Raw genomic sequence first — 13,824 nt, 5'->3', positions numbered from 1 at the left:
ATGAATTTAAAAAGAGATGCTGCATTTGCAAATTTAAGACAATTAAAAAATAGATTAGATAGATTAACAATGAGCGAACTGTTTGCTTTAAATCCAAATAGATTTGAAGATTTTAGTATTAAATATGATGATTTATTGCTAGATTATTCAAAAAATCATATTGATAAAGATGTTATAACTGTATTTAAAGATTTAGCAAAAGCTGTAAATTTAAAAGAAAAAATAAATGATATGTTTACAGGTAAAAAGATTAATATCACAGAGAATAGGGCAGTACTTCATATCGCACTTAGAAAAGATTTAAATAGTTCTATTCTGGTTGATGGTAAAGATATTATGCCTGATGTTAAAGAAAGTCTTGAAAAAATGGAAACATTTGTAAATGCAATTAGAAATGGTGAGATTTTATCATCAAGTGGTGATAAATTTACAGATGTTATAAATATAGGTATTGGAGGTTCTCACTTAGGACCTGAAATGGTTACAAAAGCTTTAAAACCATATCATGATGGTCCAAAGATTCACTTTGTATCAAATATTGACCCTTCACATATTTTTGATGTAATTAACTCATTAGATCCTAAAAAAACACTTGTATTAATTGCTTCAAAAACATTTACAACTATTGAAACAATGACAAATGCAAAAAGTGCATGGAAATGGATGAGTCAAAGTGTTGGAGAAGAGAATGCAGGTGAACATTTTGTAGCAATTTCAACAGCACTTGATAAGATTAAAGAGTTTGGTATTAGAGATGATAGAGTCTTTGGATATTGGGATTGGGTAGGTGGTCGATACTCAATTTGGAGTTCAATTGGTTTATGTGTTATTTTAGCAATAGGAATGGATAATTTCAGAGAGTTCTTAAAAGGTGCCCATGAAATGGATGAACACTTCTTAAATGAACCAGTTGAAAATAATATGCCAATAATTTTAGGATTCCTAGGAGTTTGGCATATAAATATTTGTAATTATGTAACAAGAGCAATTTTACCTTATGACCAAAGATTAAATGCCTTCCCTTCATATATTCAACAATTGGATATGGAAAGTAATGGAAAAAGTATTACAAGTGATGGAGAAAATGTTAGCGAAAAAACAGGTGTCATTGTATGGGGTGCAGCTGGTACAAACTCTCAGCATTCATTCTTCCAATTACTTCATCAAGGTTCTGAAATAGTTCCTTGTGAGTTTATGCTAGCTGCAAATGAACATGAAGAGGGAATGAAAGAACATAAAGACTTACTTGTTGCAAACTGTTTAGCTCAAAGTCAAGCTTTAATGGTTGGGAGAAGTATTCAAGAAGTAATAAGAATACTTAAAAAAAGAGGTGTTCCTCATGAAGAAGCTATTAGATTAGCGCCTCATAGAAAGTTTATGGGAAATAGACCATCTTCTACAATTCTTTATAAAAAGCTAGACCCAAAAACTTTAGGAAAAATTATAGCTTTATATGAACATAGAGTTTTTGTAGAGGGAATTACATGGAATTTAGATTCGTTTGATCAATGGGGAGTTGAACTTGGTAAAGAGTTAGCTTCAGATATGTTAACTTGTCTTGATGAATCATCTGATTCAAAAAATAAAGATAATAACTATGGAGAACAAGATGCTTCTACTGTAGGATTGTTAAATGCAATTAAAAGTTTTCAAGAATAGGGTTTACCTATTCTTGATTATTTAGATTTTTCTATATATTTGACATTTTATCATTAGATAAAATAATCTTATGTTTATACATATCTGCTTTAATTACCAAGTTTGAATACTCTATTGGCTTATTGTTTTTATCAAAAGATAGTCTTTTTAATGATAATAAAGGTGAGCCTTCTTTGATATTTAATTTTTGTGCTTCGCTTTCATTTGCAGCTTTTGCCTCTACTATTTCTTCAGCATTATAAAATTCAATATTATACTCTTCTTTTAAGAAAGCGTATAAAGATTCTAAGTTTAGTTTTTTATCAATATCAGGAACTGTATTTACATCAAAATAGTTTATCATTAAAGCAAAAGGAACTTCATCTAATAATCTAGTTCTTCTTATACAAAGTAGTTTATCACAATGTAAGATATCTTTTAGAAAATGTTCTTCTTCTTTTTCAATTATTTCAAAAGAGATAGATTTAGTAGTAAGTAAGTGCTTTTGCTTAGATAATCTTTGAGTCAAAGACCCAATAGAATTGGCATCATAAAGAACTTTTTGCTCTTTAACATAAGTTCCTTTACCTTGCTTTTTTATAACAACATTATCTTTTTCTAATTCTTCAATTGCTTTTCGTACAGTTATTCTACTTACTTCATATTTTTTTTCCAGTTTACCTTCAGCAGGAATAATATCATTAACTTTATAATTCAATTTAATATCTTCTAGTATTTTTTCTTTTAACTGAAGATATAGAGGTATACCATTTTTAGCGAACAAAAGTCAGATCCTTTAAATTATTATGGTTTTGTAGGATTATAATGAAATAATATTTACATTACTTCTTATACTACATCATACAGTTTTAAATTGTACTTAATATATTATATAAATTATTATTAAAAGGTTTTGTTTAATTTACAAAAGCAAAAGTATTTATATGTATGTATTTAAAATACTTAGTGCTTCAGATTTTTCTTTTTCTAATTTTTCTTCGCTCCATGATAATTCTTTTTTCATAATATCAAGTACTCTATCTAGAATTTCTTTAGAAGAGTTTTTATCAATTAAAGTTAAAGAGCTTCTTCTAACTAGGAAATCTAAAGGTTTTTGTACAAACTCTTCTTTTATACAATATATAACTTCTGCATTTATAAGAGGATAATCTTTATGAAGCTTTTCTATTAATTCTACACTATTTGCAACATCTTGAGCCTTATCTCCATACATACTGATTAAATATTTAGTAGTCTGTTTTGAAACAAAATTAATTGATTGTTCTTTATTTAGATTTTCGCTACCTACAAGTTTTAACTTTTTTGTTACACATTCGTTTTTTGTTAAATTAAATTTTAAAATAGCATAATCGACAACTTCTTCTGCCATTTTTCTATATGTTGTCCATTTCCCACCAATAATGCTAACTAGCCCAGAATCAGAACTAGTGATAATATGATCTCTTACAATACTTTTTGTAGATGCACTTTTAGGTGCTGCTACTAAGGGTCTTATTCCACACCAAGATGATAGTATTTCACTCTCATCTATTTTTAAATCAAAATAGATTTCTAAATGTTTTAATAAATAGTCTATATCTTTTTTTGTAACTTCTGGTCTTTCATTTAATATTGTTTTTTCATCTGTAGTTCCAACTAAACATTTACCCATCCATGGCAAAATAAATAGAACTCTACCATCTTGTGTTTTTGGAATCATTAAGCCTTCTTCTAAAGGTAAGTATTTTTTATCTAATACAATATGAATACCAGAACTTAAATCAAGCATTTCTTTTGCTTTCTTATTATCAAGTACTCTAATTTTATCTGAGAATGCACCTGTAGCATTTATTATTATTGAGGAATTATAAGTGATTGTTTCCCCAGATATTCTATCTTTTACTTCTACTCCAGAGATTTTTCCATCTTTATAATTAAAAGATTCAACCTCATTATAATTCTTACAAATTGCATCAAATTTTTTAGCTGTTTGAAGTAAAGAAATGTTTAATCTTGCATCATTAAAACTACCATCATAATATTTCACACCTGCAACTAAACCTTCTTTTTTAATATTAGGAAATTTTTGCATCATTTTATCTTTAGATACAATTGAACTTCTACCTAAAGCTCTTTTCCCTGAAATTAAATCATATAAAGTTAAACCAGCAAACATATAAGGAACTTCCCACCATTTATATAAAGGTGTAACTAAAGTTAATTTTGAACATAAATGAGGAGCATTCTTTAAAAGTCTTGATCTCTCTTTTAGTCCTTCTTTAACAAGATTGAATTGATCCATATCTAATTTTTTTACAGCTGCTTCTAAATATCTAACTCCACCATGAACTAATTTTGTACTTCTTGAACTAGTACCTTCTGAAAAATCATTCTTTTCTAAAAGTAGAGTTTTATAACCTCTTGATGCAGCATCTAATGCAATACCACTTCCAGTTGCTCCTCCACCTATTATTATAATATCAAAATTTATATTTCCCATAATTTATTATCCTTTTCATTATAAGGTTATAATGTTATATCAAACATTATAATGTGATAAATATAAAAAGAATCTTAATTTAACTTAGTTTATTAACAATAATAGTGGATAAAGTAATCTTTTATGTCATTAATAATTTAGTATAAATTTTTCTATATTAGTATAAAAAATTAAACAATAATTAAGTTTAAACTCTACATGTACCATAAAATAGGAATGCTATTTTAATGTTATGTTCTAAAAATGACAATTAAATACATAATTTGTTAAAAGTGAATAAAAATTTAAGCTAAATTTAAAAATCTCTACGTCACTATTGAAACTAAGATTATAATGTTATGATGTAAAGAAAAAATATCAATAGAATTTTATAAAATTAAAAGGAGTAAAATTAATGTCCTTAGAACTTAAGAATATATCTATGAAAGTAGATGGACAAACATATATTTACAATGCCAACTTAAAATTAAAAAAAGGTACGATGAATGTACTCCTTGGTCGTACACTATCCGGAAAAACTACTTTAATGAGAATTATGGCTGGTTTAGATGTTCCCACAACGGGTAGCATTCTTTGGGAAGGTAAAGATGTTACTGGAATGAGAGTTCAAGATAGAAAAATAGCAATGGTGTATCAACAATTTATTAACTATCCTTCAATGAGTGTATATGATAATATTGCAGCACCTTTAAGAATAATGAAAAAAGATGAAGCATTTATTGATAAAGAAGTTAAAAAAACTGCAAAGTTAATGAGATTAGATAACATGTTAGATAGAAAACCACTTGAACTTTCAGGTGGCCAACAACAAAGATGTGCTTTAGCTCGATCCCTAGTTAAAGGTTCAGGTTTAGTATTATTAGATGAACCTTTAGCAAACTTAGATTATAAATTAAGAGAAGAATTAAGAGAAGAAATTCCTAAAATGTTTGAAGAATCAGGGGCTATTTTTGTTTATGCGACAACTGAGCCTGAAGAAGCTTTATTATTAGGTGGAAATGTAGCAACTTTATGGGAGGGTAATATTACTCAATTTGATGAAACTTCAAAAGTTTATCATAACCCTAATAATGCTACTACTGCAAAAGTATTTTCAAATCCATCAATGAATTTTTTAGATATAAAAAAAGAAGGCGACTTTATTTATTATGGAAATAATGAAAAAGCAGCTACAAAAGATGTTTTAGAAAAGTTAGAGGATGGAAACTATTTACTTGGATTTAGACCAAATCACTTAGAACTTAAAAAGCATACAGGTAATGCAATTAAGTTTTCAGCACATTTAGATGTTACTGAAATTACAGGTTCAGAAACTTTTTTACACATGCATCACGATAATGACAATTGGATTGGTTTAGTTCATGGAGTTCATGATTTAGAATATAATTCAAATTTATCAGTTTATTTAGATACACGACATATTTTTGTTTTTGCAAAAGATGGTGATTTACTTCATACAGCATCTTATGTGCAAGAAAGATAGGAGGAGATAATATGGCAAAAATAACTCTTTCAAATTTAGCGCATAGTTATATAAAAGACCCAAAATCTATAGATGACTATGTTTTAAGACCTTTAAATCATGAATGGGATGATGGTGCAGCTTATGCACTTTTAGGACCGTCTGGTTGTGGAAAATCAACTTTGTTAAATATAATTTCAGGAATTCTAACACCTTCTGAAGGCAGTATATTATTTGATGACAAAGATGTAACATTTGCAGATACTGCAAATAGAAATATAGCACAAGTTTTTCAGTTTCCTGTTGTGTATGACACAATGACTGTAAGACAAAACTTAGAATTTCCTCTACGAAACAGAGGAGCCAATGAACAGTATATTAAACAAAGAGTTGGTTCAATCGCAAGAGCAATTAAAGTTGAAGATTTATTAGATAAAAAAGCTCATGGATTAACAGCTGATGCTAAGCAAAAAATTTCTCTAGGTAGAGGAATGGTTCGTGAAGATGTTAATGCAATTTTATTTGATGAGCCTTTAACTGTAATTGATCCTCACATGAAATGGGAATTAAGAACTCAACTAAAAGCTTTACATAAAGAATTAAAGCATACTATGATTTTTGTTACGCATGATCAAACAGAAGCATTAACTTTTGCTGATAAAGTTGTTGTTATGAATAAAGGTTGTGTTTTACAAATAGGAACACCAGAAGAACTTTTTGAAAAACCTGCACATACTTTTGTTGGATATTTTATTGGTTCTCCTGGAATGAATATATTTGAAGTAGAAGTTGAAGGAAATATTGCAAAATTGCAAGAACATGAAATTAAACTTAATGCTACTTATAAAAAATTATCAGGAAAAGTTGAATTAGGAGTACGACCTGAATACATTGAATTATGTGAAGAGGGTGAGGGAATAAAAATAGAGATTTTAAGAATTGAAGATGTAGCTCATCACAAGATTGTAAGAGCTAAATACAATAATCGTAAAGTAAATATAATAGTGCCAGAAGATGTAAAAATTACGAATACTATGAATAGTATTAGATTTAAAGATGAAGGTGTAAATGTATATGTTGATGATTGGTTAGTTGAAGGAGCTTTATCATGAAAAAAACAGTAAATCAAAAAGCATGGTTTTTAGTATTACCAGTACTTTTATTAGTAGGTTTTTCTGCTGTTATTCCTTTAATGACAGTTGTTAATTACTCTATTCAAGATACCTTTGGAAATAATCAATTTTTTCCTGTTGGATTAGAATGGTTTGAGGAAATACTAAACTCGCAAAGAATACATGATGCTCTTGGGAGACAGATTCTTTTTACAAGTATTATTTTATTAATTGAAATACCACTAGGAATTTTTATAGCACTTCACATGCCTAAAAAAGGCTTTTGGGCATCTGCTTGTTTAATTTTAGTTGCTTTACCACTTTTAGTTCCATGGAATGTAGTTGGAACAATTTGGCAAATTTTTGGAAGATCTGATATTGGACTTTTAGGTTATACTCTAGCTTCTATGGGTATTGAATATAACTATACTCAAAATGTTTTAGATGCATGGATTACTATTATTGTTATGGATGTGTGGCACTGGACTTCTTTAGTTGTTTTACTTTGTTATGCGGGATTACAATCTATTCCTTCTGCTTATTATCAAGCAGCAAAAATTGATCAGGCATCAAATTGGAGTATTTTTAGATATATACAGCTTCCTAAAATGATGGGAGTATTATTAATTGCAACATTACTAAGGTTTATGGATAGTTTTATGATTTATACTGAACCTATGGTTGTAACAGGTGGTGGTCCAGGAAATGCAACAACATTTCTATCTATTGATTTAGTAAAAATGGCAATTGGACAATTTGATTTAGGCCCTGCTGCTGCATTCTCACTAATTTATTTCTTAGTGATTTTATTATGTTCATGGGCATTTTTTACAATTATGACTAATATTGATAAGAAGGAGGCTTAATAATGAATAGCTCAAGAGAAAAAACAGGTTTTTTTAGTAGTAAGTCACCTACGATAATGCTTATTTATATTATATTTTTAATGTTGCCAGTTTACTGGTTAGTTAATATGAGTTTTAAAACAAATGATGAAATATTAGGAACTTTTTCTTTATTCCCTGTTAATTTTACATTTGACAATTATATAACAATATTTACAGACCCTTCTTGGTATTGGGGATATATAAATTCTATGACTTATGTTGTTATGAATACAGTGATTTCACTTTTAGTTGCACTTCCTGCAGCTTATGCTTTTTCACGATATTCATTTATGGGTGATAAGCATTTATTCTTTTGGTTATTAACTAACAGAATGGCACCACCAGCGGTTTTTGCGCTGCCATTCTTTCAACTTTATTCAAGTGTTGGTTTATTTGATACACATATAGCGGTGGCTTTAGCTCATACATTATTTAATGTACCATTATCAGTTTGGATTTTGGAAGGCTTTATGCGTGGTGTACCAAAAGAAATAGATGAAACAGCATATGTTGATGGATTTAGTTTTTTTGCATTTTTTACAAAAATATTTACTCCATTAATTGCTTCAGGTATTGGTGTTGCAGCATTCTTTTGTTTTATGTTTTCATGGGTAGAGTTATTACTTAGTAGAACATTGACATCTGTTAATGCAAAGTCTATTGCTGCAACAATGACAAAAACGGTTTCAGCATCAGGAGTTGACTGGGGAGTTTTAGCCGCAGCAGGTGTATTAACACTTGTTCCTGGTGCAATCGTTATATATTTTGTTCGTAATCATATTGCCAAGGGTCTATCTCTTGGACGAGTTTAAGGAGGTTTGGTATGGATTTATCATGGATGGCATGGACAAATGCAACTGCAATATTTTTTATAAGTATTTTTGTAGCTTTATTAATCATGATTATATGGGCCATTAAATGGCCCCAAGCTCCAAGAGTAGGTATATTAAGAATTGAAACTACTCCAGGTGACCGACTTTTTCTTAGTCTATTAGGTTCGGCATTTATTTGTCTGGCATGGTTAGCAATATTTGGTGCTCCAATTTTTGGAGGAATGGTTGTTTGTGTTCTTTATGCAGCAGCGGTTTTCCGTTGGGTATAAAGACCTAATGTTTTATATTAATTTTAAGGGGAAAGAAATGGAAATAAAAAAAAGAATTACTACATCAGTTCTTGCAACAGTATTAGGTTTAGGATTAAGTGCTTCTACTTTAAGTGCAGCAGATATGACTAAATGGATGGATGAATTCCAACCCTCAGTATTAACAAAAGCTGAACAAAAAGCTGAAATGGATTGGTTTGAAAAAGCAGCCTTACCTTATAAAGGTATGACTATTAAAGTTGTATCAGAAGGTATTGGAACGCACGTTTATGAAAGTAAAACATTAACAAAAGCATTTTATGACTTAACAGGAATTAAAGTAATTCATGACATTATTGGTGAAGGTGATGTTGTTGAAAAATTACAAACACAAATGCAAACAGGTCAAAATATATATGATGCTTATATTAATGATTCAGATTTAATTGGAACTCATTGGAGATATAAGCAAGCTAGAGATTTAACAGATTGGATGGCAAACGATGGTAAAGCAGTTACTAATCCTGGCTTAGATTTAGAAGATTTTATAGGTACTTCTTTTACAACAGGTCCTGATGGAAAGCTATATCAATTACCAGATCAACAATTCGCTAACCTTTATTGGTTTAGAGCTGACTGGTTTGCAGATCCAAAAAATATGGCTGATTTTAAAGCAAAATACGGTTATGACTTAGGTGTTCCAGTTAACTGGTCTGCTTATGAAGATATTGCTGAGTTCTTTACAGGACGTGTAATTGATGGTAAAAAAGTTTATGGACACATGGATTATGGTAAAAAGGATCCATCATTAGGTTGGAGATTTACTGATGCTTGGATGTCAATGGCAGGAATGGGTGATGTAGGTGAACCAAATGGTCTTCCTGTTGATGAGTGGGGAATTAGAGTAAATGAAAAATCTCAACCAGTTGGTTCTTGTATTGAAAGAGGAGGAGCTACAAACTCTCCAGCTGCTGTTTATGCAATTAATAAATATAACGAATGGTTAAAGAAATATGCACCACCAAGTGCTGCTGGTATGGTATTCTCTGAAGCTGGACCAGTTCCTGCTCAAGGTGAAATTGCTCAACAAATGTTCTGGTATACTGCCTTTACAGCAGATATGGTTAAAGAAAAAATTGCTGTAGTAAATGAAGATGGAACTCCAAAATGGAGAATGGCTCCATCACCACATGGTGCTTACTGGACTGAGGGAACAAAAATTGGTTATCAAGATGCTGGTTCTTGGACTTTAATGAAATCAACTCCTGTTAAAAATTCTCAAGCTGCATGGTTATATGCGCAGTTTGTTACATCAAAAACAGTTGATTTAAAGAAATCTCATGTAGGGTTAACATTTATTAGAGAATCATCTATTAACCATGAGTCATTTACAAAAAGAGCACCTAAACTTGGTGGACTTATAGAGTTCTATAGATCACCTGCTAGAATACAATGGTCTCCTACGGGAACAAATGTACCTGATTATCCAAAATTAGCACAATTATGGTGGCAAAATATTGGGGATGCATCTTCTGGGGCAAAAACTGCACAAGAAGCTTTAAATTCACTTTGTGAAGCACAAGAAAAAGTTCTTAAAAGACTTGAAAGAGCTGGTGTTCAAGGTGATATTGGTCCAAAACTTAATAAGAAAAGTGATGCTTCTTATTGGTTAAAAAAAGAAGGTTCTCCAAAACCTAAATTAGTTAATGAGAAACCACAAGCACAGACTATTTCTTATGATGAATTAATCAAATCTTGGACAAAATAATATCTATAAAAATTAGTAAAAGTTGAGATTAATTCTTAACTTTTGCTATACTAACAAAATCTAACAAATGAATATACTTAAGTAGGCAATTATGAAATACATCTTAGCAATAGATCAAGGTACAACTTCAAGTCGTGCCATATTATTTAATAAGCAAATGAAAATTGAAGCAGTATCACAAGAAGAGTTTCCTCAATATTTTCCAAATTCAGGATGGGTTGAACATAATCCAAATGATCTTTTTGAAACTGTGATAAATAGTTGTAAGAATGTACTAAAAAAAGCAAACGCAACTATTGAAGATATAGTATCTATAGGAATTACTAATCAAAGAGAAACAACCGTTGTATGGGATAAAAATACAGGTGAGGCTATTTATAATGCAATTGTTTGGCAGGATAGAAGAACTGCAAAAGAGTGTAGTTCCCTTAAAGAACAAGGTTATGAAAAAACAATTGTAGAAAAAACAGGCTTATTACTTGATCCTTATTTCTCTGGAATGAAATTAAAATGGATTCTTGACAATGTAGATGGGGCAAAGCAAAAAGCTATTAACGGGGACTTATTATTTGGTACTGTTGATTCTTTTTTAATCTGGAAACTAAGTGAAAAAGAAAATCATGTTACAGATGCTACAAATGCGGCAAGAACAATGCTTTTTAATATCAAAACAAATAAATGGGATGAAGAAATTTGTAAATTATTAGATATTCCTATGAATATACTTCCTACAGTAAAAGATTGTGCGGATGATTTTGCAATAGTAAATAAAAAGTTTTTTGGTAAAGAAATATCAATTAGTGGCGTTGCTGGAGATCAACAATCTGCAGCAATTGGACAAGCATGTTTTGAACCAGGAATGGTGAAATCAACTTACGGTACAGGTTGTTTTGCTCTTTTAAATATTGGTGATAAAATGGTTACTTCAAAGAATAAACTTTTAACAACAATTGCATACAGACTAGATGGAAAAATAACATATGCACTTGAAGGTTCAATATTTATTGCAGGTGCAGTTATCCAATGGTTAAGAGATGGATTAAAAATCATTAATCATGCAAAAGATGCACAAGAGTTAGCAAAAAAAGCAGATGTAAATCAGCAACTATATATGGTTCCAGCTTTTACAGGTTTAGGAGCTCCTTATTGGGATACTACTTGTAGGGGTGCAATTTATGGATTAACCAGGGCTACTGGTCCCAATGAGTTTTCCAAGGCGGCTTTGGAAAGTGTTGCTTACCAAACAAAAGATTTATTAGAAGCTATGAAAGATGATTTATGTAATTTTGATGAAGCATCAAATAATAAAACTATTTTACGTGTTGATGGAGGAATGGCTTCTTCTGATTATACAATGCAATTTTTATCAGATATTTTAGGTGCAACAATAGATAGACCAGAGATTTTAGAAACAACTGCACTAGGAGTTGCATGGCTTGCTGGAATGAAAGTAGGGTTTTATCCTTCAAAGGAAGAGTTTTCAAAAAATTGGATACTAGAAAAAAGGTTTAATTCAAATATGAAAAGTGAAACAAGAGAAAAACTTTATGATGGCTGGAAAGATGCTATTGAACGTACGTTAACTAGAAAATAACTTCTACTAATACTCACAAGTTTAGAGATTATTTTAATCTCTCAAACTTAAAAAATCTCAATAAAATTATTATTTTATAATATTTTAAGATTAAGTTTAAATTAATGTTTCTATCATTATAATGTTATGATGAATTTGAGCAAAAGGATATAATATGCAAACGAATAAAAAATTTGATACAGTTTATATAAATAAAAATGAAATACCAAAAGAATATAGTTTAGAATCGCAATTAGTTCAAGATGAATATCTAATTGATGGAACAATAAAGCATTGGAAAGGTGCAAAACAAGATGTATACTCTCCCATATGTCTTAAAGATAATGATAATAAACAAGTAAAATTAGGCTCTTATCCAATACTTACTCAAAATGAGGCTCAATTAGCTTTAGATTCTGCAGTTGGGGCTTACAACTATGGAATGGGTGAATGGCCACAAATGAAAGTATCTCAAAGAATTAAAGCAGTTGAAAACTTCACTTTCAAAATGTTAGAAAAAAGAGATGAAGTAGTAAATCTTTTAATGTGGGAGATTGGTAAACCTTTAAAAGATTCACAAAAAGAGTTTGACAGAACAGTTGAATATATAAAAGATACAATTGAAGCATTAAAAGAATTAGATAGAAAAAACTCTCAACTTGAAATTGAATCTGGACTTTATGCTCAAATTAAAAGATCTCCTTTGGGTGTTACTTTATGTATGGGACCATTTAATTATCCATTAAATGAAACATTTACCACTTTAATTCCTGCACTTATTATGGGAAATTCAGTAATCTTTAAACCACCAAAATTTGGTGTATTATTACATAAACCATTACTTGAAGCATTTAGAGATTCTTTTCCAAAAGGTGTTGTAAATACTTTATATGGAAGTGGAGAAGAGTTATTAACACCTTTAATGAAAAGTGGTAAGATTGATGTTTTAGCTTTTATTGGAAGCTCAAAAGTTGCAGCAACTTTAGAACATCATCATCCAAAGTTAAATAGATTAAGATCAGTTTTAAGTCTAGAAGCTAAAAATGCAGGAATTATTATGCCTGATGCAAATTTAGAAATTGCAGTAAATGAGTGTGTTACTGGAAGTCTATCTTATAATGGACAAAGATGTACAGCTTTAAAAATACTTTTTGTGCATGAAAATATTGTAGGAAGTTTCTTAGAACAATTTAATGCAAAAATTGATGAAATAAAATTTGGTATGCCTTGGGATAAAGATGTTCAAATTACACCACTTCCTGAAAAGAATAAAACTCAATATTTAAAAGATTTAATAGATGATGCAACTAAAAAAGGTGCAAAAGTTATAAATAAAAATGGTGGAACTATTAAAAATACATTTATGTTTCCAGCAGTTTTATATCCAGTAAATAAAGATATGAGAGTTTATGAAGAAGAGCAGTTTGGTCCAGTTGTACCAATTCTTACATATAAAAATATAGAAGAGCCGATGAAGTATTTAATGGAATCAAACTATGGTCAACAAGTAAGTGTTTTTGGTAATAACTCAGATGAAATTGCAAAAATGATAGATAGTTTAGTAAATTTAGTAAGTCGAGTTAATATAAATGCTCAATGTCAAAGAGGTCCAGATATCTTTCCTTTTACAGGAAGAAAAGATTCTGCACAAAGTACACTTTCAGTTAGTGATGCTTTAAGAGCATTTAGTATTAGATCAATGGTTGCAATCAAAGAGAGTCCTGAGAATAAAGAGATAGTTTCAAGTATCCTAAGAGATCACAAATCTAACTTCTTATCAACAGACTTTATTCTTTAAGGAAA

Annotated in this window: 11 protein-coding genes; 9 read left to right on the top strand and 2 right to left on the bottom strand. The window is 29.9% G+C overall.

Going from position 1 to position 13,824, the window contains the following annotated elements; translation table 11 throughout:
- Positions 1–1,659, top strand: a complete 1,659-nt coding sequence (pgi, locus tag GBG18_RS11570) for a glucose-6-phosphate isomerase (protein WP_152191247.1) — start codon at positions 1–3, stop codon at positions 1,657–1,659.
- A gap of 31 nt (positions 1,660–1,690) precedes the next feature.
- On the opposite strand, the gene GBG18_RS11565 is transcribed toward pgi, so the two are convergent.
- Together GBG18_RS11565 and GBG18_RS11560 are read right to left on the bottom strand one after the other, a co-directional pair.
- Positions 1,691–2,422: a GntR family transcriptional regulator gene (locus GBG18_RS11565; protein WP_152191245.1), complete on the bottom strand. Its 732-nt coding sequence runs from the start codon at positions 2,420–2,422 to the stop codon at positions 1,691–1,693.
- A 156-nt stretch (positions 2,423–2,578) separates the two neighbouring features.
- On the bottom strand, positions 2,579–4,138 hold the full coding sequence (locus GBG18_RS11560) for a glycerol-3-phosphate dehydrogenase/oxidase (protein WP_152191244.1): 1,560 nt from the start codon (positions 4,136–4,138) through the stop codon (positions 2,579–2,581).
- 394 nt (positions 4,139–4,532) lie between these two features.
- Between GBG18_RS11560 and GBG18_RS11555 the strand changes: the two genes are divergently transcribed.
- From GBG18_RS11555 to GBG18_RS11520, 8 genes are all read left to right on the top strand, one after another.
- Complete coding sequence (locus GBG18_RS11555) at positions 4,533–5,621, top strand: ABC transporter ATP-binding protein (RefSeq protein WP_152191242.1); 1,089 nt, start codon at positions 4,533–4,535, stop codon at positions 5,619–5,621.
- An 11-nt stretch (positions 5,622–5,632) separates the two neighbouring features.
- Entirely contained in the window at positions 5,633–6,712 is a 1,080-nt protein-coding gene (locus GBG18_RS11550; protein WP_152191240.1) for an ABC transporter ATP-binding protein, read from the top strand.
- Positions 6,709–7,578 carry a carbohydrate ABC transporter permease gene (locus GBG18_RS11545; protein WP_152191238.1) on the top strand — a complete coding sequence of 290 codons (870 nt, stop codon included), beginning with the start codon at positions 6,709–6,711 and terminating at the stop codon, positions 7,576–7,578. Before GBG18_RS11550 ends, GBG18_RS11545 begins: the two co-directional genes overlap by 4 nt.
- Positions 7,579–7,580: 2 nt before the next feature.
- Positions 7,581–8,411 carry a carbohydrate ABC transporter permease gene (locus GBG18_RS11540; RefSeq protein ID WP_226896484.1) on the top strand — a complete coding sequence of 277 codons (831 nt, stop codon included), beginning with the start codon at positions 7,581–7,583 and terminating at the stop codon, positions 8,409–8,411.
- Between the two features lie 11 nt (positions 8,412–8,422).
- Positions 8,423–8,701 carry a DUF2160 domain-containing protein gene (locus GBG18_RS11535; RefSeq protein WP_152191237.1) on the top strand — a complete coding sequence of 93 codons (279 nt, stop codon included), beginning with the start codon at positions 8,423–8,425 and terminating at the stop codon, positions 8,699–8,701.
- Between the two features lie 37 nt (positions 8,702–8,738).
- The gene (locus tag GBG18_RS11530; RefSeq protein WP_152191235.1) at positions 8,739–10,448 is read left to right on the top strand and encodes an ABC transporter substrate-binding protein; all 1,710 of its coding nucleotides are present in this window, start codon (positions 8,739–8,741) and stop codon (positions 10,446–10,448) included.
- Positions 10,449–10,539: 91 nt separating this feature from the next.
- Positions 10,540–12,042, top strand: a complete 1,503-nt coding sequence (gene glpK / locus GBG18_RS11525) for a glycerol kinase GlpK (RefSeq protein ID WP_152191233.1) — start codon at positions 10,540–10,542, stop codon at positions 12,040–12,042.
- A gap of 154 nt (positions 12,043–12,196) precedes the next feature.
- Positions 12,197–13,819, top strand: coding sequence for an NADP-dependent glyceraldehyde-3-phosphate dehydrogenase (locus GBG18_RS11520; protein WP_152191232.1), 1,623 nt, complete (start codon positions 12,197–12,199; stop codon positions 13,817–13,819).
- Positions 13,820–13,824 lie beyond the last annotated feature (5 nt).

Source organism: Poseidonibacter ostreae (assembly GCF_009208075.1).
Lineage (GTDB): Bacteria > Campylobacterota > Campylobacteria > Campylobacterales > Arcobacteraceae > Poseidonibacter > Poseidonibacter ostreae.
This window is presented reverse-complemented; position numbering and strand designations above follow the sequence as displayed.

Bases quoted from the DNA above. Each gene is read 5' to 3' on its own strand.
- pgi (WP_152191247.1), top strand. From the start codon at position 1: ATGAATTTAAAAAGAGATGCTGCATTTGCAAATTTAAGACAATTAAAA.
- GBG18_RS11560 (WP_152191244.1), bottom strand. From the start codon at position 4,138: ATGGGAAATATAAATTTTGATATTATAATAATAGGTGGAGGAGCAACT.
- GBG18_RS11555 (WP_152191242.1), top strand. From the start codon at position 4,533: ATGTCCTTAGAACTTAAGAATATATCTATGAAAGTAGATGGACAAACA.
- GBG18_RS11550 (WP_152191240.1), top strand. From the start codon at position 5,633: ATGGCAAAAATAACTCTTTCAAATTTAGCGCATAGTTATATAAAAGAC.
- GBG18_RS11545 (WP_152191238.1), top strand. From the start codon at position 6,709: ATGAAAAAAACAGTAAATCAAAAAGCATGGTTTTTAGTATTACCAGTA.
- GBG18_RS11540 (WP_226896484.1), top strand. From the start codon at position 7,581: ATGAATAGCTCAAGAGAAAAAACAGGTTTTTTTAGTAGTAAGTCACCT.
- GBG18_RS11535 (WP_152191237.1), top strand. From the start codon at position 8,423: ATGGATTTATCATGGATGGCATGGACAAATGCAACTGCAATATTTTTT.
- GBG18_RS11530 (WP_152191235.1), top strand. From the start codon at position 8,739: ATGGAAATAAAAAAAAGAATTACTACATCAGTTCTTGCAACAGTATTA.
- glpK (WP_152191233.1), top strand. From the start codon at position 10,540: ATGAAATACATCTTAGCAATAGATCAAGGTACAACTTCAAGTCGTGCC.
- GBG18_RS11520 (WP_152191232.1), top strand. From the start codon at position 12,197: ATGCAAACGAATAAAAAATTTGATACAGTTTATATAAATAAAAATGAA.